Genomic DNA, 25,774 nt, shown 5'->3' with positions numbered 1-25,774 from the left:
GCTGGACCCCTCCGCGATTTGAACCGCATCATACCATAGCCCGCGCAACGTATCGATCAGGACCGTTTCATCGGGCTGCGCGCCTCACCGTCGCGCCAGTCGCCGCTCGCCCACATGGCATCGAGCGCCGAGCGATAGTCGGGAAAGCGAAAGCCATAACCGGCCGCCTTGATCGCCGCGTTGGCGACACGCTTGTTCTCGCCATAGAAAGACCGCGCCATGGGCGAAAGTTGGGCGGTCTCGAACGGAATTTCGGGCGGCGGCTCGATGCCCATCAATTGGGCGGCATAGGCGACGACGTCCTGCGGCGGCGCCGGCAGGTCGTCGGTGATGTTGAAGATGCCGCCGCGATTGCCTTCAGCTAGATGCCAGAGCGTGCCGGCAATGTCGTCGCAATGGATGCGGTTGAACACCTGGCCCGGCTTGACCAACCGCCGGGCGGTGCCGTTTTCCAGATTGACCAAGGCGTTGCGGCCTGGCCCATAAATGCCGGAAAGTCGCAGGATCGCCACCGGTCGGCCGACGTCGTGGCCCAGTTTCACCCAATGCTGCTCGGCGGCAACCCTCATCGCTGATCGCTTCGATACTGGCCGGCATTCGGCGGCCTCGTCCACCCAATTGCCGCCATGGTCGCCATAGACGCCGACGGTGGAGAGATAGGCGATCCATTCGAGCTCCGGCATGTTGGCCGCGATCTCCTCGCGGGCCGCGCCCAGCACCGGGTCGCCGGCCTCGTCCGGCGCGACCGAGACGACGAGATGGGTTGTCTTCCCAAGGGCATCGCCGATTTCGGAGGTCAGCCTGCCATCGAATCGCAGCGGCACGATACCGGCTTGCCGCAGCGCCGGGAATTTTTCCAGCGACCGTGTTGTACCGAAGATCGTTGTGTCGGCATCCCTGTTGGCGCGGGCGAAGGCCTTGCCTGAATAACCGGCGCCGAAGACGAAAATCTGCTTTTTTGTCATGTATGCGCCTCGATCGGCTTTGGCAGGGGCAGAAGCCATTCGCCTCTCACCGCCTCGTTATCTTCTGCCTGCAACGCGGCTGCGGCACGTTCGGCAAACTCCCGACCCGGCACCAGCCGCGACAGCGCCCATACCGCGGCTCCGCGAACCAGGGGCGAGGCGTCGTCGAGCAGCGCGCGAACGGCGCCGGCCAGCGACGAGTCCTGGGAATTGCCGGCCGCTATCAGCACGTTGCGGATAAAACGGTCGCGGCCGATGCGCTTGATCGGCGAGCCCGAAAAGAGCGTTCGGAAGGCAGTGTCGTCGAGACGCAGCAGCTCGGCGATCGGCGGTTCGCGCAAGTCCGCGCGGGCGGCAAGCTTTGCCTCCGAAGCGGCTTGGGCGAACTTGTTCCACGGGCAGGCGGCCAGGCAGTCGTCGCAGCCATAGATGCGATTGCCGATCTTTTCCCGGAACTCATGCGGGATCGGTCCTTTGTTCTCGATGGTGAGGTATGAAATGCAGCGCCGCGCATCGAGCCGGTAAGGCGCCGGAAAGGCATCGGTCGGGCAGGCGTCGAGGCAGGCCCGGCAGGAGCCGCAATGATCGTCCTCAGGCGCGTCCGGCACCAGCTCGGCCGTCGTGAAGATGGTGCCGAGGAACAGCCAGGAGCCATGCGCGCGGCTAACCAGGTTGGTGTGCTTGCCTTGCCAGCCGAGGCCGGCCGCCTCGGCCAGCGGCTTTTCCATCACCGGTGCGGTGTCGACAAACACTTTCACGTCACCGCCGGCGCGCGCCACGATCTTGCCGGCGATCTCCTTCAGCCGGCCTTTCATCACGTCATGATAGTCGCGGTTCTGCGCATAGGCCGAGATCGCGCCGCGGTCGCGCTTCGCCAGCACCTCGCGTGGGTCGTGGTCGGGGCCGTAATTCATCGCCAGCACGACGATCGAGCGGACCTCTGGCCAAAGCGTCGTCGGTTTGCCTCGCCGCTCGAGCGTTTCGGCAATCCAGCCCATCGAGCCGTGAAAGCCGTCGGCAACGAACTCGGCCAGCCGTTCCGGCGCCTGCGGGATCGCATCGGGCGTGGTGACGGCAACGGCGTCGAAGCCGGCGTTCCGCGCCTCGCGGTCGATGAGCGCGCGCAGCTTTGCCGTATCAGAAATCGAGATCCGCATAATGTGACACCGGCGACAGGCCGCGCACCCGGTCGGACAGAAGCGGCCGGAACGAAGGCCGTGATTTCACCCTTGTATACCATTCGCGCGCGGCGCTGTGTTCGCGCCAGTCGATCTCGCCGAGATAGTCGAGCACCGACAGTGCCGCCGCCGCCGCAAGATCGGCATAGGTGACCTTGTTGCCGGCCAGCCAATGACGGGTGCCGGCCAGCCAGTTGGTGTATTTCATGTGCTGGCGGATATTGGCGCGGGCGGCGCGGATCGCCGCCGAATCGGGCGACCCGCCGCCTGCCGTTTCCGGCATGACCGGCTTCAGGACGCGCTCGCGCACCAGATGCCGGGTAACCTCGCTTTCCGCCTTGTTGAGGTACCAGTCGGTCAGCCGGCGGATTTCGGCGCGCTCCATCGGATCCTCGGCGAACAGCCGCTTGTCGCGCTTGAGTACGCCGCGCGTCTCGTCGAGATATTCGGCGATGACCATCGCGCCGACGATCGGCACGTCGCCCTCGGCAAGCAGGATCGGCAGCGTGCCGGCCGGGTTCAGTGCCAGGAACTCCTTGCGCCGCGTCCACGGCTTTTCTTCGATCAGCGCCAGTTCCTCGGCATACTCGCCAAAGGCGAGGCGGACGAAGCGGCAGCTGGCGAACATCGGATGGTGGAAAAGCGTCAGCATGGTCCCGCGATAATAGAGCGCACTGGCAAATCGCCGGCTGCGCCGGTAAGTCTTGGCCGCCCGATTCAGGGGCTGTCAGGGTGCTGCGACCTATAGGGGGAGTTCCGCGCCGTGACAAGCAAACCGTTTTCTCAAGCCCGCCCTCCAACGCCGAGGTTGCCATGGAAAGCCAAACCGTAGTCGAAGCGCTGCTGCTCGGCATGCTCGAGGGCCTGACCGAGTTTATTCCGGTGTCTTCGACCGGTCATATCCTGCTCGCCGGCCATTTTCTCGGCTTTCATTCGACCGGCAAAGCCTTCGAGATCCTGATCCAGCTCGGCGCCATATTGGCGATCCTCAGCGTCTATTTCCGCCGTCTCTGGAAGATGCTGCTCGAGCTGCCCTACGATCGGCTGACGCGGCATTTCGTCCTTGGCATTCTCATCGCATTCCTGCCGGCGGCCATTATCGGCGCACTGGCGCATGACTTCATCAAGACGGTGCTGTTCGAATCGCCGCGGCTGATCTGCATCATGCTGATCATCGGCGGTGTCATCCTGCTGCTGGTCGATCGCATGACGCCGAAGCCGTATTACCACGATGTCGAGCGGTTTCCGACCAGGCTTTATCTGCAGATCGGGCTGTTCCAGTGCTTGTCGCTAATCCCCGGCACGTCGCGCTCGGGCTCGACCATCGTCGGCGCGCTGCTGCTCGGCGTCGACAAGCGGGCGGCGGCGGAATTCTCTTTCTTCCTTGCCATCCCGACGATGGTCGGCGCCTTCGCCTTCGACCTGTTCAAGAACCGCAATGTACTAAGCAGCGCCGACTTGCCCATCATCGCGGTCGGCTTCGTTGCCGCCTTCGTCACCGCGCTAATCGTCGTGCGCTTCCTGCTCGACTACGTCTCGCGCCATGGCTACGCGCTGTTCGGCTGGTGGCGGCTGGTCATCGGCATCGTCGGGCTGACGGGGCTGGCAATCTGGGGGTGAGCCGGCGCGGATAGCGCAAATCCCAGCCGGAACTCTATTCTTGCCTGAAGCCGAGCCATACGATCTTGTGGACGTATGGTTGGCAGGGGGAATGCGTGAGCGAAGTTCTTGACGCCCTCGTTATTGGCGCCGGTCCGGCGGGACTCGGCGTCAGCTACTTCTTGAAACGGCGGGCCCGCGACCACCGTGTACTCGATCGAGGCCGGATTGGCGAAACGTGGCGAACGCAGCGATGGAACTCGTTTCGACTGAACTCGCCGACCATTCGCTCCATCTTACCCGGTGATTCCTACGACGGCCCCGAGCCCTGGGGCGCGAAGCGCCTGGTTGACGAGTACATCGAGCGCGCCGGCCTCGATGCGCAACTGGCCGAGGATGATCCGGCCGAGACGATTGAACCGCGCTTGCCCGATCCTCCGATCCGCTCCCTCGACTGGACGGCGAGCGGCATCAGATCAGTGATCTGGTGCACGGGCTTCACCGGCGATTTCTCATGGGTTCGGCTTCCCGGCGCGCTCGATGCAGCCGGCCAGCCCGTCCACGAGGATGGCGTCGGCGCTGTTCCAGGTCTGTTTTTCGCCGGCCTCGATTTCGGATCGACGCGGAAGTCGGGCACCATACCGGCCATTCCAGAGGAGGCGGCCGCCGTCGTGGAGCGACTTGTCCAAGCGCGAGCCGACTTGCCACGGAACGGCGTCTAAACGAGCCGTCGAACGCGGTTCTTGAACGTGCAAGAACATGACAGCTCTGGCGCGATCAAGACGACGTACGCTGCCTAGCGGACCGAGCCGGCACAGCCGTTCGGAATGGTCGACCTGGAGACGCCAAAAGGAGGTGCGTCAAGGCGCACGATCGGTCAGCGCGCTCGCGCCTTCTTCCGCGGCGCAATGTGCGCAGCAGTAGATGATGTCATCCTGTTCGACGCCATGTCCGATGATCCGGCATCCGCAATGCGGACACGTCGGAGCAAGTTTCTGGACCGCGCATTCGAAGCTGTCGAATGTGTAGGTCTCGTCGGCCATCGTCACGTTGAAAGCCTTATCGTAGTCATTCCCGCATTGATCGCATCTGGCCATAGTTCTTTTCCTTCTTTCACTGGCCTCAAGCTCGACCAACCTGTCGCGCGGCGATAGGTTCCCGCCAGGATCAGGGGGTCGTCCTAAGGCGGAGACGACCGCGAGCCTGTGCCACGACGCTGTTCGATCGCACGGATCACCTCGTCGATACCCCGCGGCTCGATGTCGAGTTCCTTCAGGCCAGGCACGTCGATTGCTGCCACATTGTCCTGACGCATGAGATCGACCTGGTTGCGCGTTATGGGGGCAGCCGGGAGGAGTTCCGCGACGCCAGCCAAGGCGTTCCATACCGCAAACGGCACCGGCATCAGCTGGACGTGCGTACCGAGCTGTCGGGCGATCTCCCGAAGCAGTTCCTTATAGGTGTAGATGCGCGGGCCACCGAATTCGAATATGGATGAACCCTTGTGGGTTCGCCCGTCGATCAGCCGGCTCACTGCTTCTGCGACGTCTGCCACATGGACCGGCTGAAGCCGTGTGCCTCCATCGCCGAACAGCGGATAGACCGGCAGGAGGCGTATCAGCCTCACAATGGTTGTCAGGAAAGCGTCGTCAGGTCCTGTCATGACGGCGGGACGCACAATGAAAGCGCCGGGAAATGCGCTTTCCACGGCACCTTCTCCGCGCCCACGCGCCCTTATGTAATTCGAATCCGATTGAGGATCGGAGCCGATCCCCGAAATCTGGACGAACTGGTCGATCGCGCGGTCGCGCGACGCGGCAGCGAGATCGACCGCGGCCTTTACATGCACGCGTTCAAAGGTCTGGACGCCCTGCTCGACGTAAAGACTGACGGCATTCACGACCGCCCGCGATCCGGTAATGGCCGACCCGATCGAGGACGCATCCGTTATATCCGCCTCGACTGCTTCGGGCATCCTCGTAATCGAGGAGAAGACCAGGGCCACGCGAGCCGGATGGCGAGATGCGGCGCGCACCGTGAAACCTCTTTCGAGGAGTCGCTTCACGATCCTGCGCCCGAGAAAGCCAGTTCCGCCGAACACGGTGACGATCCGTTCCGGGTTGAGATCGTCGGGATCCATTTGCCTCGCCATCCCTTTGTCCTCGCCTAGCTGTCACGAGGACTGCCCTGGCCGGCATTTGAACCAGCCCGTCGAACATCAGGACGATTGAGGAACAACGCAGGAACGCTTTTGTTCCGGTCAGCGCTGGGCGGATGCTTGACAGATCGGCAAACCATGATCTGAACCGCAGGCGCAGCAAAACGGCCCCACTTCGAGAATGGCCTAGTTTCGCCCGTAAAACACATTCTCGACATGCACCGGCCAACGCCACGGCAGCACCGCCACCATGTCGAAGCGCACCGATAATTTTCCGTAGTCGGATTGGCGCGACAGCCAGAAATCGGCGGCGCCTTCGATGCGGTGCTCCGATTCGCGACCGACGGCTTCCATTGCCTCCATCAGCGTGCGGCGCGCCTTGACCTCGACGATCAGCACCAGATCGCCACGCCGCGCGATCAGGTCGATCTCGCCGAACCTGGTGCGGTGGCGGCGGGCAAGAATTCGGTAGCCTTTCAGCATCAGCGCCGCCGCCGCCAGCCATTCGCCGTGATAGCCGCGCCGGTAGGCCTTTTGCCGGCTGGCGCTTGGCCGTTCAGCCATCGCCGTCTCCGCCGGCCCCGTCTCTTCCAGCATTCTTGAGGTCGAGCAGCCGACGATAGAGCGTCTGCTTCTGGCCACCCGTCATCTTGGCGGCTTCCGCCGCTGCCTTGGAGGCCGGCATTTCGGCGGCGAGCGAAAGCAGCAGCCGGTCGATGTCTTCTGGCTCATCAGCGACCGCATCGGCCGGGCCGACGCAGATGACGATTTCACCCTTGGGCGTATCGGCTCCCGCATAATGGCCGGCGAGCGATTGCAGGGTGCCGGTCCGCATCTCCTCGAAAGTCTTGGTCAGCTCGCGGCCGATCGCCGCCTTGCGGGCACCGCCCAGCACCTCGACCATGGCACTGAGCGTCTCGGCCAGCCGGCGCGGCGATTCGAAGAAGATCAACGTTGCCGGCACCGCCTTCAGCGCTTCCAGCCGCGTCAGCCGCTGCCCGGTCTTCACCGGCAGGAAGCCGGCAAACAGAAACGCGTCCGAGGGCAGGCCGGATGCCGTCAAAGCGGCAAGTGCTGCTGACGGGCCGGGGATCGGCACGACACGAATGCCGCGTTCCAGCGCCTCACCGACCAGCCGGTAGCCGGGGTCGGAGATGAGCGGCGTGCCGGCATCCGAGTTCAGCGCTACGCTTTGGCCGGCCAGCAGCGCCGCGATCAGCTTCGGTCCGGCCTCGCCGGCATTGTGCTCGTGGTAGGCGGTGGTGCGGCGGCGGATGCCGTAGCGGTCGAGCAGCACGCGGCTGACACGTGTGTCCTCGCAAGCGACGATATCGGCGGCGGCGAGCGTTTCCAGCGCGCGCAGCGTGATGTCGGCGAGATTGCCGATAGGCGTCGCCACCAGGTAGAGCGCCGGCTCGAGCGGCCGGGCGGCGATTTCGGTCTGCCCGACCACATAACTGCGTTTGGCCGATTCGCCGGTCACCTGCACAACTCCGTTCGACCCTGTTTGGCACGGCTCACGCTTGGTTGCAAAAGCCTGGGTTGCAAAGGCCCGGGTTCCAAAAGGGATGCCGACGTGAACCAGCCGCCATGCCTTCGCCATAGTAGGGAACGAAACCGTTGCCGGCGAATTTTACACCTGATCTCGGGAGGAGCAGGATGAACAGCCTGACCATACAGGACGTTTTCGAACCCTACTATGCCGGCCGCAAACGCTTCGCCGCGCCATGCGACAAGAGCCTGCCTGCCGAAGCCGCAGATGGCAGAGCCAAGAAGCCGCTTGCGCGTCAGAGATCGGCAGAGAGCAAGCCCGCAACCGAAACCGACAGCACGACGGAGCACTGACCGGACGATGCCCAATCGCTTCGACATTTTCATCACCCGCCTCGAAACAAAAAGCGCCCGCGATGGCGCAGCGTCACATTCCACAGACGACCAGCACCATGCCTCACGCGACAAAAGCGAGATCAAGCCGGCCCGTTCCGGAGAGACCAGCGAAAAAGATCGCGCCAAACACCGCCACAAGCACGAGGCTTGACCCCGCAAACCTTAGCGATCGGTCGAGACAGTTCTCGAAGCGCGGTTGCGAATGCTCCGCGATCTATCATTCAACCCAGATACTTCGAGACACGCGCCTCCAGCAGGCCCACCAGAGCCGGGTCCATGAATGCATAGTCGTCGGGAATATCGAGGCAGATTACTCGAGCCTTTTTCAGGCTTGTCTTGAATTTCTGCTGCAGTTTGGCGCGGTGCGTTTTTTCCATCACGAAGATGATGTCGGCCCAGGCGACGAGTTCATGCGTCAACGGAATGTCGGCATCGTGATTAGTGCCGGCCGAAGCGACCTCGATGTCCCGCCGCTTGGAAAACACCTGCTCCGCCGTCGGGCTGCGCAAGCGATTCTGGCTGCAGATGAAGAGAACGTTCTTCAACGTGCTATCTGGCCAAATCCGCCACGACCGCATCGAGCACGATCATGCCGGCCGGCGTGGCGCGCAGGCGGGCATTGCCGATCGGTGCCACCAGGCCTTCGTCCTGCAGCACCGACAGCCGTGCCGTCGACAGGCCGCGCCCTGAAAATGCCTCGTAGCGGGAAAGGTCGATGCCTTCCGCCAGCCTCAGCCCCATCAGCAGGAACTCGTCGGCCTCTTCCGAGCGCGTCAGGATTTCGCCGCCGGTAACGCCATGGCCCTTGGCCTCGACCAGATTGGCCCAGGTCTCCGGCATTTTCTCGGCGATCGTCACCACGCGGCGGCCATTTTCGACGAACCGGCCATGCGCGCCGGGACCGACGCCGACATATTCGCCATAACGCCAGTAGGTGAGATTGTGCCGGCTTTCGGCGCCGGGCCTGGCGTGGTTGGAAATCTCGTAGGCCGGCAGTCCGTGCGCGGCGGTGATCTCCTGTGTCAACGCGTAGAGATCGGCGGCAAGCTCATTGTCTGGAATGATGAATTTCCTTGCCGCATGCAGTGCATGGAACGGCGTGCCTTCCTCGATGGTCAGCTGATAGAGCGACAGATGGTCTGCGGCGTGGCCGATCGCCTGCTCGAGCTCCGCCTGCCACGCTTCCGGCGTCTGACCAGGTCGCGCGTAGATCAGGTCGAACGACAGCCGTGGGAATATCTCGCGCGCCAGGCTGATCGCATGCAGAGCCTCATCGACATTGTGCAAACGGCCGAGGAAGCGCAGATCCTTGTCGTTCAGCGCCTGCACGCCAAGCGACACCCGGTTGACGCCGGCCGCGCGATAGCCGCGAAAGCGCTCGGCCTCGACCGAGGAGGGATTGGCCTCCAGCGTCACCTCGATGCCACCGGGCACCGTCCAGTTCTTCGCCACTGCATCCAGCACCGCCGCCACGGTCTGCGGCTTCATCAGCGATGGCGTGCCGCCGCCAAGAAAGATACTGGTCACCTCGCGCGGCCCGGTGCGGCCGCGCATCGTCGCCAGCTCGGTCTCGAAGGCGCGGGCAAAACGCTCCTGGTCGACCGGCTGGTGGCGGACATGGCTGTTGAAGTCGCAATAGGGGCATTTGGCCGCGCAGAATGGCCAGTGGACGTAGACGCCGAAACCGGGGCTGCGGTCGAGCAGCATGGTCATGCGCCGGCCAATCGGGCTTGGGCGAATTTCTGGAAGGCACGGGCACGGTGCGACAATGCGGTTGGCTGGCCGGGCTTCCAGCCATGCTTTTCCTCCGCGCTCATCTCGCCGAAGGTCTTTTCGAACCCATCGGGCAAGAACACCGGATCGTAGCCGAAGCCGAGCTCGCCGCGCGGCGGCCATACCAGCGTGCCCTCGACCTCACCGCGAAAATATTCCGCCTGGCCATCAGGGAAGGCAAGGCAGATGACCGCGACAAAGCGGCCCTTGCGCTGGGCAGGCGTGATCGCGCCAACTTCTTGCAAGGCCACTTCCGTGCGCTGCATGGCCATGCCGAAGTCGCGGGAGCCGTCCGGCGTCTCGGCCCAGTTGGCGGTGTAGACGCCGGGTGCGCCGTCGAGCGCATCGACACACAGGCCGGAATCGTCCGACAGCGCCGGCAATCCAGTTGCCTTGGCGGCGGCCAAGGCCTTTATGAAGGCGTTCTGCTCGAAAGTGGTGCCAGTCTCGTCCGGCTCCGGCAAGCCGTATTCCTTTGCGGACTTCGCTTCTATGCCGAATGGCGCCATCAGATCGGTGAATTCGCGCAATTTGCCGGCATTGTGGCTTGCGACGACGATCTTATGCCCATCAAGCGAATGAATAGTTGGTGAATGAACAGGCGGCGAATGCATCAGATGCCCCAAATTCTTGGCTCGGCGAATTCGATCGAATTGCCCGAGGGGTCGCGAATATAGATCGAGCGACCGCCCTGAGGCCATTCGAACTCACTTTCGATGGCGATTTTCTTCGCCTCAAGATGCGCTTTCCAGCGTGGGATTTCATCCGCGCTTGCGGCGAAGCAAAGATGGCCCTCGCCGACCGTGCCATGCGGCGGCACGGGCAGCTTGGCGTCGGCCCGCGGCGGCACTTTGGTCGCCTCGGCATTGAAGATAAGCAGCACGCCGTCGCCGCAGCGGAAGAAGAGATGCCTGCCATCGACCTTACCGAGCAGATCGAGCCCGAGGACGCCCGAATAGAACCGTTCCGCGGCAGCAAGGTCCGTCACGTAGAGTGCTGATTCCAGGATTGCGGAAGGAGTCACAGGATCGCCAATCTCTCCAATATTGACCGCAGCTAAGCCACCGCCATCTGCTGCAAGCTGACCAGGCGCTGAATGCCTTTCTTGGCGAGCCCCATCAGCGCCGCGAACTGCTCTTCCGAGAACGGCTCGCCCTCGGCTGTGCCCTGGATCTCGACGATGCCGCCCTTGCCGGTCATGACGAAATTGGCGTCGGTGCCGGCCGAGGAATCCTCGATATAGTCGAGATCGATGACCGGCTGGCCATCATGGATGCCGCAGGAGATCGCCGCGACGTGATCCTTAAGCACCTTGCCCAGGCTCGCCATCTGGCGGGCTTCCATCCAGCGCAGGCAGTCGTAGAGCGCCACCCAGCCGCCGGTGATCGAAGCGGTGCGCGTGCCGCCGTCGGCCTGGATCACGTCGCAGTCGACGGTGATCTGCTGCTCACCGAGCGCCTGCAGATCGACCACGGCGCGCAGGGAGCGGCCGATCAGCCGCTGGATCTCCAGCGTGCGGCCGCCTTGTTTGCCGGCCGAAGCCTCGCGGCGCATGCGCTCGCCGGTCGAACGCGGCAGCATGCCGTATTCCGCCGTCACCCAGCCCTTGCCGGAGTTGCGCATCCAGCCCGGCACCTTTTCCTCCAGGCTGGCCGTACACAGCACATGCGTGTCGCCGAACTTCACCAGGCACGAGCCTTCCGCATGCTTGGAGACGCCGCGCTCGAAGGAGATGGGGCGCATTTCGTCGAATTGGCGTTTGGAAGGGCGCATTCAGGCTTCTTTCTTTCTTCGGAATCTTGGCCGGGGAATCTTGGCCGGCTTGTAGCCGCACGGGGCGTGAGGCGCAAAGGAAAATGGACCGGTTGCGCCGACGCCGCGGAAGTCTATATCTTCGGACCGGAGGTTTCTGGCTCGAATGACCAAGGTAGTCGATCCCGGTTCGCAGTCGCCATTGCTCTCGTCGCCGGCACTTCAACCGCCCGCGCTTCAATCGCTCGATATGCGTTCGCGCGACATCTTCCGGCGCATCGTCGATTCCTATTTGAAGGATGGCGAGCCGGTCGGTTCGCGCAGCCTGTCGCGCATCCTGCCGTCATCGCTGTCGCCGGCCACCATCCGCAACGTGATGAGCGACCTCGAGCATCTCGGCCTGATCTACGCGCCGCACATCTCGGCTGGCCGGCTGCCGACCCAGGCCGGCTTGCGCTTCTTCGTCGATGCATTCATGGAACTCGGCGACCTCTCCGACGAGGAGCGCCGCACCATCGAGGCGCAGGTGCGCGCCTCCGGCTCGGGCGCGACGCTGGAGCATATGCTGACCGAGGCCAGCCAGATGCTGTCCGGCATGTCGCGCGGCGCCGGCCTCGTGCTCGCCGCCAAAAATGAGGCGGCGCTGAAGCACATCGAATTCATCCAGCTCGAGCCGACCAAGGCGCTGGCCGTGCTGGTCTCGCAGAACGGCGACGTCGAAAATCGCGTCATCGATCTGCCCGCCGGCATCACCGTCTCGCAATTGCACGAAGCCTCCAACTTCCTCAACGCCCATATCCGCGGCCGCACCCTGGCCGAGGCCCGGGTCGAGATCGCCCGCATCAAGGAAGAGACCAGGGCAGCCCTCGACACGCTGTCGCAGGATCTGGTCGAGAAGGGCCTGGCGGTCTGGGCAGGCGCCGAAAGCGGGGTGCCTGGGCGGCTTATCGTGCGCGGCCGCGCCAATCTCCTGGAAAACGTCACCGCCCAGGCCGACATAGAATTGCTGCGGCATCTGTTCGAGGATCTGGAGACGCAGGATGGACTGATCCAGCTCCTCGACCTCGCCGAGGAAGGCCCGGGGGTGCGCATATTCATCGGTTCGGAAAACAAGCTGTTTTCGCTGTCGGGCTCCTCGCTGGTGGTGGCACCCTATCGCGACAAGGACGCGCGCGTCGTCGGTGCGCTCGGCGTCATCGGGCCGACGCGGCTGAATTATGCGCGCATAGTACCGATGGTCGACTATACCGCGCAGCTGATTTCGCGCATGCTGCGCTAGGAGCCGCCGCGGCCTGCCGCAAGGAGAAAAAGAATGGCGCTGGAATCGTTCAAGGCCCAGATCAGCCTGCTGCTCGAGGAAATGGTCAATCAGCCTGAGGATCACCACGAGGTGCAAGAGCAGTTGCGTGAGAAGCTGCAAGAGATGCGGGCCATGGGCCTGCCGCTGCCGGCCGATCTGGTCGCGCTGGAAAAGCGACTCGACGACGACTTCTACGCCTCTGGCAACTGAACGGGGTTCGGCTTCAAATCCTCGTGTGCTGGACCACCGCTTGGAACGACCAATGCCTGATCCCGTTTGCCCTCTTCGAGGCAAACCTCGGAGGACGTTAATGATCCGATCTGGCGGCTTTGCGGCCGTTGCCGCTGCCCTCCTTGTCGCGACACCGGCAGCCGCCCAGCAGGCGGATCAAAAGGTGCTCAAAGGCGAAGCCGCTTTTGGCGATTGGCACGCCGACAGGCCTGGCGTCCGCCGCCTGATCGGGCCGCAAGACATGCCGGCAGCCGACCCCGCTCAATCCGCTTCGAACGGCGGCGGCGTGGCGGAACGGCCCGAAAGCGCCGAGCCAGAATTGCCGCCGGGCTTTTCGGCCGAAATGATCGCCTCCGGACTCTATAATCCGCGCGTCGTTCGCGTCGCTCCGAACGGCGACCTGTTCATCGCAAACGGCCATGCCGACCAAATACGCGTCTACCGTCTGGCCGAGGGCCGCGCCAAACCCATCGAGAAAGCGATTTTCGCCCAAGGCCTCAACTATCCATACGGCATCGCCTTCTATCCGCCAGGCGGCAAGCCGCAATGGGTCTATGTCGCAAACAGCGACAGCATCGTCCGCTTCCCCTATCGCGACGGTGACCTGAAGGCGTCCGGTAAACCAGAAACCATTGTCGCCAAAATCCCGTCGGGCGGTCACTCGACCCGCGACATCGCCTTCTCGCTTGACGGCAAGACGCTTTTTTTATCGGTTGGCTCGGACTCGAATGTCGCCGAGGACATGGACAAGCAGCCGGATGGCGGCCTTGACGCCTGGGCGAAATCAAAGCCGCTCGGGGCGGCCTGGGGCCCCGAGGAAGGCCGTGCCGATGTGCTCGCCTTTGACCCGGACGGGAAAAATCCCCGAACTGTCGCCACCGGCCTGCGCAACTGTACGGGCATGACGGTGCAGCCCGCCAGCGGCGCGTTGTGGTGCGTCGTCAACGAGCGCGACGAGCTCGGCGACAATGTGCCGTTCGAGTTTGCAACAGCGGTCAAGGACGGTGCGTTCTATGGTTGGCCTTGGTACTACATCGGAAATCACGAGGATCCGCGCCATCAGGGCGAGCGGCCAGACCTCGCCGGCAAGTCCACTGTCCCCGACGTGTTGATGCAGGCCCATTCGGCGCCGATGAACATAGCCTTCTACGACGGCAAGAACTTTCCGGCGGATTACCGGGGTGATGCTTTCGTCACCATGCATGGTTCGTGGAACCGTGGCGCCAGGACCGGCTACAAGGTGGTGAGGCTCAAATTCAGGGATGGCAAGCCGACCGGCGAGTATGAGGACTTCATGACCGGCTTCGTCATCTCGAACGACGCCGTCTGGGGCCGCCCGGTCGGTGTCGCCATGGCCAAGGACGGCTCCCTGATCGTCACCGAGGACGGTAACGGCACCATCTGGCGCGTTACCTACGAAGACGGCCGCTCCTGAACGGCGGCGTCGCCTGCTGCGCTGGCGCAATCGAATTCGGCCCGAGGGAATTCACCCAACTTCAACATTGTGCGACAAGCGCGAACCATGACGCTCACCGGGTTCCTCGCCTATAGCGCCGCCCTCGGCATCGCCGCAGCCATCCCCGGCCCAGGCGTCACCGCGCTTGTTGCGCGTGCGCTGGGTTCCGGCTTCCGCTCGTCGCTGGCCATGTCGTTCGGGCTGATGCTCGGCGACCTGACCTATTTAACTGCCGTGGTGCTCGGCCTGGCTTTCGTCGCACAGACGTTCGGCATGGTCTTCCTAGCCATCAAATGGCTGGGCGTCGCCTACCTCGCTTTTCTTGGCTGGCGTTTCTGGACGAGCGGCATCACGCCCGAAACGGTAGAGGCGAAGAAAGGCAAAGGCGGCTTGGCATCCAGCTTTGTAGCCGGTCTCGCCGTCACACTCGGCAATCCGAAGACGATGATTTTCTATCTCGCCATCACCCCGACCATCGTCGATCTGAAGATGATCACGCTGGCCGATTACGGCATCCTGGTCGCGCTCACTATCATCGTTCTGCTCGTGGTGCTGGTGCCCTATCTGGCGCTGGCGGCCAAGGCGCGCTGGTTCCTGAAGTCGCCGCGGGCGCTGAGGGCACTCAACCGCACCGCCGCCGGCTTCATGGTCGGTGCGGCGGCGGCAATTGCCGCCCGCCAGTAGATCTCTTCGCCGATCCGCCCAACGATTGTCACGCCTTGCAAGCTGCCGGTATTCAGCACGAACGTCACTCGGATATTTTTCGAACGAGCCTATCTTGCGCGGTGGATGGCACTATCCTATGCCCGCCCGGCTCTTGCCGCTTGACCTCTGGGAGGAAAATCAATGAACAAGCCCGCCACCCACACACACGTGCCCGGCCGCGGCCGCATCTACAATTCGATCACCGAGACGATCGGCGACACGCCGCTGGTGCGGTTGGATAAATTCGCCAGGGAGAAGGGTGTCGTCGCCAATCTGCTGGCCAAGCTCGAATTCTTCAACCCGATCGCCTCGGTCAAGGACCGCATCGGCGTCTCGATGATCGAGGCATTGGAGGCTTCGGGCAGGATTACGCCCGGCAAGACCACGCTGATCGAGCCGACCTCGGGCAATACCGGCATCGCGCTCGCCTTTGCCGCCGCCGCCAAGGGCTACAAGCTGATTCTGACCATGCCGGAAACCATGTCCGTCGAACGCCGCAAGATGCTGGCGCTGCTCGGTGCCGAGCTGGTGCTGACCGAAGGGCCGAAAGGCATGAAGGGCGCCATCGCCAAGGCGGACGAGCTGGCGGCAACACTGCCCGACGCCGTCATTCCGCAGCAATTCGAAAACCCCGCCAATCCGGAAATCCATCGCCGCACCACGGCCGAGGAAATCTGGAACGACACCCATGGCGAAGTCGATATCTTCGTTGCCGGCATCGGGACCGGCGGCACCATCACCGGCGTCGGCCAGGTGCTGAAGAAGCGCAAGCCCTCGGTGCATGTCGTCGCCGTCGAACCGGAAGCCTCGCCGGTGCTGTCGGGCGGCCAGCCAGGCCCGCACAAGATCCAGGGCATTGGCGCCGGCTTCGCGCCAAAAATCCTCGACACGACGATCTACGACGAGATCATCAAGGTCTCGAACGAGGATTCGGTTGCCAATGCACGGCTCGTCGCTCGGCTCGAAGGTGTGCCGGTCGGCATCTCGTCGGGTGCCGCCCTGCAAGCGGCGATCGTCGTCGGCTCGCGGCCCGAGAACAAGGGCAAGACCCTCGTCGTCGTCATCCCCTCCTTCGCCGAGCGCTATCTCTCGACTATCCTGTTCGAGGGATTGGGGACTTAGAGTCTGGACACGAGAGTTTTTGACCGGTTCGTAGCGATCCTTTGCGCTGCCCCTCCGGCATCAAACGTTCTGTATCGACGCTTCGGCGTGGACCGCTGAAAAACCACCTGTGGCGGGCGTCGTTCGTTTGAGCGGCGGGTCACTTCCGTATCAAATCGTCGCTGCCCGGCAGGTGGAGGACTTCATGTACAAGCTCTATACGCGTGCCAATACCGGCGGCTTTGTCGTCGAGGCGGCGCTCGCTTTGGCGGGCGTGCCTTTCCACCAGGTCGACGTTCCGAAGGGCCGCCTCGATCAGGCCTTTCTTGACATCAGCCCCTTGAACCAGGTGCCGGTGCTGATCTTGCCGGACGGACGCTCGATGACCGAATCCGCGGCGATCTGCATCCTGCTGGCCGAGCGCCACCCGGAAGCAGGACTGGCGCCCGCGGCAAGTTCGCCTGACCGTGCGGATTTCCTGCGCTGGATGGTTTTCATGTCGTCGGTCATCTATCCAGCCAACCTGCGGTTCTTCTACGCACATCGCTACACGGCCGACGCCGGCGGCGTGGACGCCCTCAAACAGGCGGCGGTCTCGGAAATGGATCGCAGCTTCGCCATTCTCGATGCCGCTCTCGACGGCCGCGACTGGCTGGCCGGCGACCAACTCTCGCTGGCCGACATCTATCTCGTCATGTTGGTGGCCTGGCATCCGGAGGTCGCGAAGGTTCCAACCGCTTGGCCGAACATCGAACGCCTGTGGGCCAATTTGCGGGAACATCGGGTGATGAAGAGGCTGAATGCTTCCCACGACATGTGGCCGGCCTGAGCACTCCGCCTTGTCTCAGTCTTTTTCCGCGCGGCCGAGCGCGGCCCGTCGTTCCTGCAGGAACCGGCGCACGGCTGGATCGCGTTCGAGGCCGATAGCCCGGTCATAGGCCTCGCTCGCCTGCGGAACTTTGCCGACCCTGGCCAGCAGGCCCGCGCGGGCGGCCCAGTAAGGTTGATAGTCATACAGCCGCTTATCGCCGCTGAGTTGATCAAGGGCGCCCAATCCTGCCGAGGCACCTTCGGCCTCGGCAATGGCCACCGCACGGTTGATCGAAACCACCGGCGAGCCGGCAATCACCGACAGCGCGTCATAGAGCTCCTTGATCGCGACCCAGTCGGTGCCGCCGGTCAGCCGTCTTGTCGCATGGGCGGACTGCACGGCGGCCTCAAGCTGGTAGCGGCCGACAACGCCCTTGGCCGCGGCGCGCCCAAGCAGCGTCTCCGCTTCATCGATCAGTGTATCGTCCCACAGTGCAAGATCCTGCTCGGCCAGCGGCACATAATCGCCCGCCGCATTGCGCCGCGCCGCGCGCCGCGCTTCGGCGAACAGCATCAGCGCCAAAAGGCCGAGCGCCTCCGGCTCGTCCGGCATCAGCGTGGCCATCAGACGGCCGAGCCAGATGGCTTCGGTCGCGAGGTTGCGGCGCCGCGTTTCGGTGCCGGCCGGGTCGGACCAGCCTTCGGCAAACGCCGCGTAGATTGCTTCCAGAACGGTGCCCAGCCGCTCGCCGAGTTCGGCCCGCTCCGGCACGCGGAACGGAATGCCTGTCTCGCGAATTCGTGTCTTGGCGCGCACCAGGCGCTGGCTCATCGTGGCTGGCGAGACAAGGAAAGCCGAGGCGATCGTCGCTGCGTCGAAGCCCAAGACCGTCTGCAGGATCAGCGGCGCGCGGACGCCGGCCTCGATCGCCGGATGGGCGCAGGCAAACATCAGCCGGAGCCGCTCGTCCGGCAGGTCTTCGTCGACCATGCGTGCCTCCATCTCCTCGGCGATCAGCCTAAGGTGGTCGCGGGCCGCCTCGCTTGTCAGTCGCCGTCTGACCGCGTCGACGCGGCGCTTGCGTGCCACCGCCAGCAGCCAGGCGTCCGGCTTGTCGGGCACGCCCGCCTGTGGCCAACGCTCGAGCGCCGCTGCAAAGGCATCTGCCAAGGCGTCCTCGGCAGCGGCCACGTCGCGTGTGCGCGCGGCGAGATACGCGACCAGCTTGCCGTAGCTTTGCCGGGCGGCCGCTTCCGCCGCCGCCCGCGCGATCTCCGGACGACTGTCCATCACACGGTCACTTCTGGGATGGGTACTCGGTCATTTCCCAGATCGGCCGCACCTCGATCGTGCCGGTGCTGGCACCCGGGCAGCGAGCCGCCCAGGCAATTGCTGCGTCGGCGTCCTCAGCCTCGATCATGTAGAAGCCGGCGAGCTGCTCCTTGGTGTCGGCATAGGGACCGTCGAGCACATTGGTCTTGCCGTTGGCCATCCGCACCGTGGTGGCGGTCTGGGTCGGCTTCAACCGGTCGCCGGCCAGCCACGCTCCGGATTTCTTCAACGCCTCGGTATAGGCTCCATAGGCTGCGCTGATTTCGTAGGTCTTCTCCGTCGGCGCGGCCGCCATCGCGGCTTCGTTCGCATAGATCAAAAGCATGTATCGCATGGTCTTCTCCCGTTTTTCTCGAAGGCCGCTCCGTTGCGGGCCGAACGTATGTCGCGCGGCCTCGCCCGATTTCGACAGGCGCTGCAAAAATCTTTCGGCTCCCATGGCATTTCACGCAAGCTCAACCGTTCGTCTAATGGCGACAATTGCGGGTTGGCATTTCCCGTCCGCTCTCTAAACTCGTCCCGGATCGCGCTGACGAGGAGAGTGCGGCAGATACTTCAGGGAGGAAACCGAATGCTCAATTTCAGGACGAAGTTCGTTGCCGCCGGCGCCATAGCGCTGTCGCTTGGCCTTGGCGCGGTATCGGTCAAGGCACAGGAATTCATCAACGTGCTGACCGGCGGCACGTCGGGCGTCTACTATCCGCTCGGCGTGGCGCTGTCGGAAATCTACGGCAAGGGCATCGAAGGCGCGCGCACCCAGGTGCAGGCGACGAAAGCGTCGGTCGAAAACCTCAACCTGCTGCAGCAGGGCAAGGGCGAGATCGCCTTTGCACTCGGCGATTCCGTCAAGCTGGCCGCCGAAGGCAATACCGAAGCAGGCTTCCCAGGCAAGCTCGACAAGCTGCGCGGCATTGCGGCCATCTATCCCAATTATATCCAGATCGTCGCCAGCAAGGAATCCGGCATCAAGACGCTCGCCGATCTCAAGGGCAAGAGCCTTTCGGTCGGCGCGCCGGCCTCAGGCACCGAGCTCAACGCCCGCACCATTTTCGCCGCTGCCGGGCTGAAATACGAAGACCTCGGGCGGATCGAATATCTGCCCTTTGCCGAGTCCGTAGAGTTGATCAAGAACCGCCAGCTCGACGCCACGCTGCAGTCGGCGGGCCTTGGGGTCGCATCGATCCGTGACCTCGCCACCTCGGTGCCGGTAAACATCGTTGCCGTGCCGGCGGAGGACGTCGCCAAGATCGGCTCGCCCTATCTTTCCGTGGTCATCCCCAAGGGCACCTATGAGGGCCAGACCGAGGATGTCGCGACCGCCGCCGTCGGCAATTTCCTGATCACCAGTGCCGATGTCCCTGACGAGACCGCCTACCAGATGACCAAATTGCTGTTCGAGCATCTCGACCAGCTCACCGCTGCCCACGCCGCTGCCAAGGCGATCGACCCCGCCAAGGCGCTCGACGGCATGCCGGTGCCGCTGCATCCAGGCGCCGAGAGGTATTACAAGGAAAAGGGATTGGTGAAGTAAGGAGCCTCGGCTCGCTCCGCACCCTCCCTCGGGCAGGAGAGCGCCCCGCCAGGAACCCCGCCAATGACCGCAACCCCGACCGTTCTTTCCCCCACAGCGGAAGCTCCTGTCGAAGGATTGCCGCCGGGGTTCGGCGAAGGCATCGCCGGCAAGGCGGCTTTTTTTATCGCCATCGCCTTCTCCATCTTCCAGATCTACATCGCCGCCTATGGCAGCCTGCCGAGCCAGGTCGTACGCGCCATGCATGTCGGCTTCCTGCTGCTGCTCGGCTTTGCCCTAATCGCCAATCTGCGCGCCAAAAGCGTCCCGGCGAAAGCAGTGTTCTGGACGCTCGGCGTGCTTGGCTTCGCCACCGGTCTGTACAATTGGGTGTTCTATGCCGACCTCATCCGCCGCTCCGGCTTTCTCACCACGCCTGACCTGATCGTCGGCGCGGTGCTGGTCGTGCTGGTCTTCGAGGCGGCGCGGCGATTGATGGGGCTGCCGCTCGCCGTCATTGCCTTCATCTTTCTCGCCTACGCATTTGCCGGCAATCATCTGCCGCCGCCTTTCATCCATCGCGGCTATGATTTCGCCCAGCTCGTCGACACCTTCGCCTATGGCACCGAAGGCATCTACGGCACGCCGATCTATGTTTCGGCCGCCTACATCTTCATCTTCGTCGTCTTCGCCGCCTTTCTTGAACGCGCCGGCATGATCGCGCTGTTCAACGATTTTGCGCTTGGCCTGGTCGGCTCATGGCGCGGCGGCCCGGCGCAGGTCTGTGTGCTGTCCTCGGCGCTGATGGGCACCATTTCCGGCTCCGGCGTCGCCAATGTGGTGGCCAGCGGCCAGTTCACCATCCCGCTGATGAAGCGCTTCGGCTTCCGCTCGGCTTTCGCCGGCGCCGTCGAGGCGACCTCGTCGATGGGCGGCCAGATCATGCCGCCGGTGATGGGAGCGGTTGCCTTTATCATGGCCGAGACCCTGAACATCCCCTATGCCGCGGTGGTCAAGGCGGCAATCATTCCGGCGCTGCTCTATTTCGGCGCCTGTTTCTGGCAGGTGCACCTAGAAGCCGGGAAGGCCGGACTGCACGGCATGGCCAAGGCCGACCTGCCCAATCCGTGGGATGCGGTGAGACAGCACTGGCCGCTGGTACTGCCGCTCGCAGCACTGATCTACCTGCTGTTTGCCGGCTACACACCGGTGTTCGCCGGCACCATGGGCCTCGCGTTGACCATCGTGCTCATCCTCGGCACGCCGCTGGCAGCATCGATCGGGCCGCTCGCCTTCCGCATCGTCTTCTGGCTGGCGCTCGGGCTTGCCGCGGCTTCCTTCATGAAATTCGGCGTCGACATCCTCAGCCTGGTCATCGCCGTGCTGGTCGTCGCCTGCCTCACGTTCAAGGGCGGGCGCGAGACGCTGCGCATATGCATCGATTCCCTTGCGGAGGGAGCAAAGAACGCGCTGCCGGTCGGCATTGCCTGCGCCATTGTCGGCATCGTCATCGGCACGTTGACGCTTACCGGCATCGCCTCGACCTTCATCGGCTGGATCATCTCGATCGGCGAGAACAATCTGTTCCTGTCGCTGCTTTTGACCATGCTCACCTGCCTGGTGCTCGGCATGGGCATACCGACCATACCCAACTATATCATCACTTCGTCGCTGGCCGGGCCGGCGCTGCTGTCGCTCGGCGTGCCGTTGGTGGTCAGCCATATGTTCGTCTTCTATTTCGGCATCATGGCCGATCTCACCCCGCCTGTGGCGCTGGCCGCCTTCGCCGCCGCACCCATGGCCAAGGAAAGCGGCCTCAAGATCGGCATCCAGGCCACCAAGCTTGCCATTGCCGGCTTCGTTGTGCCGTTCATGGCGGTCTATACCCCGGCGCTGATGCTGCAGGATCCCGGCCCGATCGCCGCCCAGTTCGGCTATCCCGCCGAGGTCGCCTATATCGTCATCAAAGCCTGCATGGGCATCGTCCTGTGGGGCGCCGCTGCCGTCGGATTTCTGGCCCGGCGCATGGCCTGGTGGGAACGCCTCATCGCCTTCGCCGCCGGTGTGCTGCTGGTTGCGGCGCTGCCGCTTACCGACGAGGCGGGCTGGGCGCTGTCCCTTGCCTGGATCGGCTGGCACTGCTGGCGCGCGCGGCAGGCTTCGCCGGCCAACTCGGCATGAGCCTCTGCATCGTCGCGGCCGGCAAGACGGTGACGCTCGCGGTCGCTGCCTTCACGCTCTCCTGGGTGCATTCGGTGGAGAAGACCCAGTGGCAGGAAGACTGGAAGGTGCTGCCGTCCGGCCTGCAGCTGGTCGAGGCCCGCATCAAGGGATCGGGCGCCGGGATGGAGCCGCCGCAAGGCTCGGTGCTGAGAAACGGCTGGTGGGTCTATGCGCCCAAGGTCGGGCCACAGCGGCGCCTCGTGCTCGCCGCCTCGGGCGCTACGGGTCTGGGTTGGACGCTGTGCACGGCGCAGGACTGCCGCGAACTGGCTAAGCTGGCAGGCGACACGATCTCGCTGGAGCCGTGCGGGCCGGAGGGCTCCAGCCAGCCGCGGTAGCAGGCGATCATGCCGGCAAGTGGATGCGAGATCTCGACGTGGAAGCGGAAGCGGCCATCCTCCACCGTTTCGTAGGAAGTCGAGCGTGGACCGAGCCACATCGGCAGCGGCAGGCCAAAAAAGCTCCAGCGGCGCAAGACCAGCGCCAGCCGGCCGTCCTCGGCAACCAGCGCCATCGCGAAGGTCAGCGGGCCGAAGCGTTCGCACAGCAGGCGCTGCGATCGACCCCGGCCTGCAAACTGCAGGCTAGAAAAACTGTGCTTGCCGAATGTCCGCGTCCAGGTCTCGCTCTCCTTGTCGGTGTCGAAGCGGACGTGAACCGGGATGTCCTCGCTTGCCCCGGGGAAGCCGACCATCCGGGCCATTAGCCGGCCAAGAACATTGCGCCCGCGTTCGACGCGCGCGCGGCCTGCCGCCATCGTTGTGCAATCGTGCATGGCGCGGATTTCCCGGGGCAGGCCATGCCAGGCGTCGCCGAGCAAGACGGCATAAAGCGACTTGTCCCTGTCAGCGGGCTCATTCCTGAACCCGGTGTAGATTGTCTTGCCGGCGAACAGCGCTTCATAATCCCGGAGCTCCAAATCGCGGACCGCCGCCCGTGCGCCCGGCGCGGGCTGATGTCCGGCCAGCGCTTTGCGGACCAGCGCTTCGACCGCCATCGACGGGATCAGCGGCCCATCATTGCCCTCGGCCAAGAGATGCCACGAGCGCTTGACGATGGCGCCCGCCCGGTCAGATCCCTCCACCTCGACGAACATGCCGCCGCGATGCTCGCCCCAGCGCAGCCGGTTCGTTGCCTGATGCATCAGCGGCGCCAGCGGCAAAAGCGAACCGGTCAATCCGGCTCGCACCAGCCAGGCGAGGCAGATCAGGGCGCGGTGCAGCAACTCGGGTACCGGCCCGGCTCCCATCCAGATGGTCCTCGCCTCCGGCCAAAGCTCGGCCAAGGCGCGCAGGTCGGGAACGTCGACAAGCGAAAACAGCGTGTATCGAAGCGGCAGCCGGCCCGGCGGCGCGATGGTGTAGCGCAGTTGTTCGGTGAACGGACGGCCTTGTTCCGGACGGCCATTGCGAACAAGCCGCACCGGCTGACCGGCATAACCGGCGATAGCGTGAATGACGTTTCCGCCGACACCGGCAAAGGGCGACGGCGCGATGCCGCCGCGAATGCCGTCGACCCGCGTCAGGTCCGACGACAGGCGGCGCACAACCGCGGCCGTCAGCACCGGAAAGCTCGAGACGCCGGACAGCACGAAAACCCCTGCATTTCGCGCCGCCTCGTCGAACGCAGAGACGCCGGCGACGAAATCCGAGCCGTCAGCTAGATCGAGATAGTTGATGCGCCGGGCGATGCAGGCCTCGATCAGGCGATAGCGTCCCTCGCCATAGGCCTGGAACGGGCCGCTCGCGTCGACTACAATATCAGGCTCAAATGCAGCGAGTTGCGCGGCGAGATCGCCGTCACGGTCGAACAGGGCCGGCTGCAGCCGGGCTGCTGTCGGCGCACGCCTGTTGCAATAAGCGTCAGCCTTGGCAAGCGAGCGCCCGGCGACGAAGAGGATCAGACGCGGTTCGCCCTCCAAAAGCTCGACGGTGCGACCGCCAAAGGTGCCATAGCCGCCGACGACAAGAACCTTCATCCGCAGTTCCCCCAAAATGCCCCGCGCCGCTCCCGGCCACGGCGGTGAGCCTAGCCGATCAACCTTGCCCTCACCTCGGCGGAAGGGATTTCACAATTGTCCTTCTTGCCGAACAGAGCGTAGCGGTTCTTTGCGATGCGGTCGTAGAGCCAGTCGCGAAGCGGGCGCGGCAACAGCAGCAGGATCCGCGCTGCCCGCCACGGCCAGCCGAGTTCGGCCATGACGGCAACGAAACTGTCCAGGCGGGTGAAAGCGGCGCCATCGACGATGACGAGATTGGTCTCGTAGCGATCCGTTCGCAGCCCGGATTTCTTGAACAGCATCTCGCCGAAGGGCGACTGCGCCGTTGCGAAATGGAAGCGGCCCTTGCGGTCGAGCTTCACCACCATGCGCACAAAGCCCGAGCACAACACGCAAATACCGTCGAACACGATCAACGGGCGACGTGATTCGAATTCTGGCGGCTCAGGAGAATGGTTCGGCTTGACGATCACGTGACGCCCCGCAGCTGGTGTCAGGCGACACTAGACCTGCCGGCGGCTGGATCAAAGCCCGGACTGCTGAAGGCTTGGCATTGTCGCACGCCGTCTGTCGGTCAGCGCAGGGCGCTCGGCGCGATAGGTCGTTGACCGATTGTCGGCGTCGGGCCGGCATATCCGGCTGTCGTGACGGCTCTCCATGCTCATCATCAGTGCACGCTGATCCCAAGTGTGTTGCCACGGCGCGCGCAGGCGGGGCCTGGGCCGCGCATGTAATAGCGCTCGGGCCGATAGGTCGGTGCGACGAATTCGCGGATGGCGGCAGCATAGCCGGCGATGTGATTCCAGAAGCTCATTTTACTCGGTCCCTGTCCCGTTTCGGATGTCCCTTCCGAATTGCGGGGATCATAGCGTCCAGGCGTGAATAGTCGGTGAACGCGATGTTAATCTCTGGTCGAAAATGCCTTCGTTCATGGCTGGAATGCGGCTGATTCGCGGTGTTTCCATGCAGTCCGTCGGCATTTCGCCCAGTGTGACTTTTGCATCACATATGTTTCGCCTGAATGTCGCTGAGGCGCGGTTTTGTTTCAGCTTTTTGCTGGACCGCGAAATTTCCGTGCACGCGGCCGGAAAACCAGGAACCCGCCCGTCAGCCGCACGTTGATTTCCCAGTGCCGGGACGAACCGGTTCCGCAGGCTGTGGTGCTCGGGTTGGGCCGCAGCCAAAAATCCGAAACTGCAAGAGCAATAGAAAGGCAAAGGCCATGGGCTTCTTTTCGAAGGATATCAAAACACTCGATGACCTGTTCGTGCACACGCTGCGCGACATCTATTACGCTGAAAAACAGATCGAGAAATCGCTGCCGAAGATGATCGACAAGGCGAGTGATCCGCAGCTGAAAGCCGGCTTTGAGAAACATCTCGCCCAGACCAAGGGTCATATCCAGCGTGTCGAGCAGGTGTTCGAACTGCACGGCGTGAAGGCCAAGCAGGTCGACTGCCCGGCCATCGACGGCATTCTCGAAGAGGCCGACGACATCAGCGGCGACATCGCCGACAAGGAGGTCCTCGACGCTGCGCTGATCGCCTCGGCCCAGGCGGTCGAGCATTATGAGATGACACGTTACGGCACCTTGATTGCCTGGGCCAAGCAACTGGGCCGCAGCGACTGCGCCAATGTGCTGGCCAACAATCTCAAGGAGGAACAGGCGACCGACCGTAAGCTTACCGAGATAGCGGAAAGCAAGATCAACCTGCAAGCCGCCGAGTAGGGCAGCGATAGAGAATTGAGTTCAAGGCAAGGCCGGGCCGAAAGCCCGGACTTGCCTTTTGCGCC

General features: G+C 63.8%; 30 protein-coding genes and 1 pseudogene. 14 read left to right on the top strand and 17 right to left on the bottom strand.

Annotated features, from left to right (window positions below):
• Positions 1 to 56 precede the first annotated feature (56 nt).
• From NKJ35_RS16490 to NKJ35_RS16480, 3 genes are read right to left on the bottom strand one after another with little or no spacing between them, the layout of a single operon-like run.
• Positions 57 to 965 (bottom strand): SDR family oxidoreductase, encoded by a 909-nt coding sequence (locus NKJ35_RS16490; RefSeq protein ID WP_352648482.1) that lies wholly within the window; start codon positions 963 to 965, stop codon positions 57 to 59.
• Positions 962 to 2,122 (bottom strand): tRNA epoxyqueuosine(34) reductase QueG, encoded by a 1,161-nt coding sequence (gene queG, locus NKJ35_RS16485; protein ID WP_352509717.1) that lies wholly within the window; start codon positions 2,120 to 2,122, stop codon positions 962 to 964. The genes NKJ35_RS16490 and queG overlap by 4 nt, the downstream gene beginning before the upstream one ends.
• Positions 2,103 to 2,795 (bottom strand): glutathione S-transferase family protein, encoded by a 693-nt coding sequence (locus tag NKJ35_RS16480; RefSeq protein ID WP_254817994.1) that lies wholly within the window; start codon positions 2,793 to 2,795, stop codon positions 2,103 to 2,105. Before NKJ35_RS16480 ends, queG begins: the two co-directional genes overlap by 20 nt.
• 161 nt (positions 2,796 to 2,956) lie before the next feature.
• Here NKJ35_RS16480 and NKJ35_RS16475 point away from each other — a divergent pair, with 161 nt between their 5' ends.
• Positions 2,957 to 3,763: an undecaprenyl-diphosphate phosphatase gene (locus NKJ35_RS16475; protein WP_352648481.1), complete on the top strand. Its 807-nt coding sequence runs from the start codon at positions 2,957 to 2,959 to the stop codon at positions 3,761 to 3,763.
• Between the two features lie 95 nt (positions 3,764 to 3,858).
• Entirely contained in the window at positions 3,859 to 4,464 is a 606-nt protein-coding gene (locus NKJ35_RS16470; protein WP_352509714.1) for an NAD(P)/FAD-dependent oxidoreductase, read from the top strand.
• 138 nt (positions 4,465 to 4,602) lie between these two features.
• Here the strand turns inward: NKJ35_RS16470 and NKJ35_RS16465 are convergent, their stop codons facing one another.
• From NKJ35_RS16465 to rsmI, 4 genes are all read right to left on the bottom strand, one after another.
• Positions 4,603 to 4,839 (bottom strand): metallothionein, encoded by a 237-nt coding sequence (locus tag NKJ35_RS16465; protein ID WP_254817997.1) that lies wholly within the window; start codon positions 4,837 to 4,839, stop codon positions 4,603 to 4,605.
• A gap of 83 nt (positions 4,840 to 4,922) precedes the next feature.
• Positions 4,923 to 5,894 carry a complex I NDUFA9 subunit family protein gene (locus NKJ35_RS16460; protein ID WP_352509713.1) on the bottom strand — a complete coding sequence of 324 codons (972 nt, stop codon included), beginning with the start codon at positions 5,892 to 5,894 and terminating at the stop codon, positions 4,923 to 4,925.
• Positions 5,895 to 6,086: 192 nt separating this feature from the next.
• Entirely contained in the window at positions 6,087 to 6,464 is a 378-nt protein-coding gene (locus tag NKJ35_RS16455) for a YraN family protein (protein WP_352509712.1), read from the bottom strand.
• Positions 6,457 to 7,383: a 16S rRNA (cytidine(1402)-2'-O)-methyltransferase gene (gene rsmI / locus NKJ35_RS16450; protein WP_352648478.1), complete on the bottom strand. Its 927-nt coding sequence runs from the start codon at positions 7,381 to 7,383 to the stop codon at positions 6,457 to 6,459. Before rsmI ends, NKJ35_RS16455 begins: the two co-directional genes overlap by 8 nt.
• 176 nt (positions 7,384 to 7,559) lie before the next feature.
• On the opposite strand from rsmI, the gene NKJ35_RS16445 reads away from it, so the two are divergent.
• Both NKJ35_RS16445 and NKJ35_RS16440 read left to right on the top strand, forming a co-directional pair.
• Complete coding sequence (locus NKJ35_RS16445) at positions 7,560 to 7,745, top strand: hypothetical protein (RefSeq protein WP_352509495.1); 186 nt, start codon at positions 7,560 to 7,562, stop codon at positions 7,743 to 7,745.
• 7 nt (positions 7,746 to 7,752) lie between these two features.
• Complete coding sequence (locus NKJ35_RS16440; RefSeq protein WP_023678976.1) at positions 7,753 to 7,938, top strand: hypothetical protein; 186 nt, start codon at positions 7,753 to 7,755, stop codon at positions 7,936 to 7,938.
• A gap of 70 nt (positions 7,939 to 8,008) precedes the next feature.
• Here the strand turns inward: NKJ35_RS16440 and NKJ35_RS16435 are convergent, their stop codons facing one another.
• Genes NKJ35_RS16435 through rph form a run of 5 tightly spaced genes read right to left on the bottom strand, consistent with a single transcriptional unit; the run spans position 8,009 to position 11,333 of the window.
• A complete protein-coding gene (locus NKJ35_RS16435; protein WP_023678977.1) occupies positions 8,009 to 8,332 on the bottom strand; it encodes a low molecular weight protein tyrosine phosphatase family protein in 324 nt (107 codons plus the stop codon).
• Positions 8,333 to 8,336: 4 nt separating this feature from the next.
• A complete protein-coding gene (gene hemW / locus NKJ35_RS16430; protein WP_352509494.1) occupies positions 8,337 to 9,500 on the bottom strand; it encodes a radical SAM family heme chaperone HemW in 1,164 nt (387 codons plus the stop codon).
• Positions 9,497 to 10,144 (bottom strand): RdgB/HAM1 family non-canonical purine NTP pyrophosphatase, encoded by a 648-nt coding sequence (gene rdgB / locus NKJ35_RS16425; protein ID WP_352509499.1) that lies wholly within the window; start codon positions 10,142 to 10,144, stop codon positions 9,497 to 9,499. The genes hemW and rdgB overlap by 4 nt, the downstream gene beginning before the upstream one ends.
• A gap of 29 nt (positions 10,145 to 10,173) precedes the next feature.
• Positions 10,174 to 10,584, bottom strand: coding sequence for a VOC family protein (locus tag NKJ35_RS16420; protein ID WP_254818002.1), 411 nt, complete (start codon positions 10,582 to 10,584; stop codon positions 10,174 to 10,176).
• A 32-nt stretch (positions 10,585 to 10,616) separates the two neighbouring features.
• On the bottom strand, positions 10,617 to 11,333 hold the full coding sequence (gene rph, locus NKJ35_RS16415) for a ribonuclease PH (protein ID WP_254818003.1): 717 nt from the start codon (positions 11,331 to 11,333) through the stop codon (positions 10,617 to 10,619).
• A gap of 145 nt (positions 11,334 to 11,478) precedes the next feature.
• Here rph and hrcA point away from each other — a divergent pair, with 145 nt between their 5' ends.
• From hrcA to NKJ35_RS16385, 6 genes are all read left to right on the top strand, one after another.
• The gene (gene hrcA, locus NKJ35_RS16410; RefSeq protein WP_352648474.1) at positions 11,479 to 12,591 is read left to right on the top strand and encodes a heat-inducible transcriptional repressor HrcA; all 1,113 of its coding nucleotides are present in this window, start codon (positions 11,479 to 11,481) and stop codon (positions 12,589 to 12,591) included.
• A gap of 33 nt (positions 12,592 to 12,624) precedes the next feature.
• Positions 12,625 to 12,822: a hypothetical protein gene (locus NKJ35_RS16405; protein WP_352648472.1), complete on the top strand. Its 198-nt coding sequence runs from the start codon at positions 12,625 to 12,627 to the stop codon at positions 12,820 to 12,822.
• Between the two features lie 100 nt (positions 12,823 to 12,922).
• Positions 12,923 to 14,278 (top strand): PQQ-dependent sugar dehydrogenase, encoded by a 1,356-nt coding sequence (locus tag NKJ35_RS16400; protein WP_352648471.1) that lies wholly within the window; start codon positions 12,923 to 12,925, stop codon positions 14,276 to 14,278.
• 87 nt (positions 14,279 to 14,365) lie between these two features.
• Entirely contained in the window at positions 14,366 to 14,983 is a 618-nt protein-coding gene (locus NKJ35_RS16395) for a LysE family translocator (protein WP_352648469.1), read from the top strand.
• Between the two features lie 162 nt (positions 14,984 to 15,145).
• Positions 15,146 to 16,126, top strand: coding sequence for a cysteine synthase A (gene cysK / locus NKJ35_RS16390; protein WP_352648468.1), 981 nt, complete (start codon positions 15,146 to 15,148; stop codon positions 16,124 to 16,126).
• 184 nt (positions 16,127 to 16,310) lie between these two features.
• Positions 16,311 to 16,934 (top strand): glutathione S-transferase family protein, encoded by a 624-nt coding sequence (locus tag NKJ35_RS16385; RefSeq protein ID WP_352648466.1) that lies wholly within the window; start codon positions 16,311 to 16,313, stop codon positions 16,932 to 16,934.
• 15 nt (positions 16,935 to 16,949) lie between these two features.
• Here the strand turns inward: NKJ35_RS16385 and NKJ35_RS16380 are convergent, their stop codons facing one another.
• Positions 16,950 to 18,206 (bottom strand): RNA polymerase sigma factor, encoded by a 1,257-nt coding sequence (locus NKJ35_RS16380; RefSeq protein WP_352648464.1) that lies wholly within the window; start codon positions 18,204 to 18,206, stop codon positions 16,950 to 16,952.
• 7 nt (positions 18,207 to 18,213) lie between these two features.
• A complete protein-coding gene (locus NKJ35_RS16375; RefSeq protein WP_352648462.1) occupies positions 18,214 to 18,582 on the bottom strand; it encodes a YciI family protein in 369 nt (122 codons plus the stop codon).
• A gap of 237 nt (positions 18,583 to 18,819) precedes the next feature.
• Between NKJ35_RS16375 and NKJ35_RS16370 the strand changes: the two genes are divergently transcribed.
• From NKJ35_RS16370 to NKJ35_RS16360, 3 genes are all read left to right on the top strand, one after another.
• Positions 18,820 to 19,779, top strand: coding sequence for a TAXI family TRAP transporter solute-binding subunit (locus NKJ35_RS16370; RefSeq protein WP_254818012.1), 960 nt, complete (start codon positions 18,820 to 18,822; stop codon positions 19,777 to 19,779).
• A 63-nt stretch (positions 19,780 to 19,842) separates the two neighbouring features.
• Positions 19,843 to 21,939, top strand: coding sequence for a TRAP transporter permease (locus tag NKJ35_RS16365; RefSeq protein ID WP_352648459.1), 2,097 nt, complete (start codon positions 19,843 to 19,845; stop codon positions 21,937 to 21,939).
• A complete protein-coding gene (locus NKJ35_RS16360; RefSeq protein WP_352648457.1) occupies positions 21,936 to 22,319 on the top strand; it encodes a DUF1850 domain-containing protein in 384 nt (127 codons plus the stop codon). Before NKJ35_RS16365 ends, NKJ35_RS16360 begins: the two co-directional genes overlap by 4 nt.
• Positions 22,320 to 22,363: 44 nt before the next feature.
• Here NKJ35_RS16360 and NKJ35_RS16355 read toward each other — a convergent pair.
• The 3 genes and pseudogenes from NKJ35_RS16355 to NKJ35_RS16345 form a co-directional block, all read right to left on the bottom strand.
• Positions 22,364 to 23,959 (bottom strand): annotated as a pseudogene (locus NKJ35_RS16355) (saccharopine dehydrogenase family protein); the annotation flags it as partial.
• Positions 23,960 to 24,009: 50 nt separating this feature from the next.
• Positions 24,010 to 24,453: a thiol-disulfide oxidoreductase DCC family protein gene (locus NKJ35_RS16350; RefSeq protein WP_352648455.1), complete on the bottom strand. Its 444-nt coding sequence runs from the start codon at positions 24,451 to 24,453 to the stop codon at positions 24,010 to 24,012.
• Positions 24,454 to 24,647: 194 nt separating this feature from the next.
• Positions 24,648 to 24,794: a hypothetical protein gene (locus NKJ35_RS16345; RefSeq protein WP_254818015.1), complete on the bottom strand. Its 147-nt coding sequence runs from the start codon at positions 24,792 to 24,794 to the stop codon at positions 24,648 to 24,650.
• A 408-nt stretch (positions 24,795 to 25,202) separates the two neighbouring features.
• Between NKJ35_RS16345 and NKJ35_RS16340 the strand changes: the two genes are divergently transcribed.
• A complete protein-coding gene (locus NKJ35_RS16340; protein ID WP_254818016.1) occupies positions 25,203 to 25,709 on the top strand; it encodes a YciE/YciF ferroxidase family protein in 507 nt (168 codons plus the stop codon).
• The last annotated feature ends 65 nt before the right edge of the window (positions 25,710 to 25,774 follow it).

It is taken from the genome of Mesorhizobium sp. M0136 (assembly GCF_040322515.1).
Lineage (GTDB): Bacteria > Pseudomonadota > Alphaproteobacteria > Rhizobiales > Rhizobiaceae > Mesorhizobium.
This window is presented reverse-complemented; position numbering and strand designations above follow the sequence as displayed.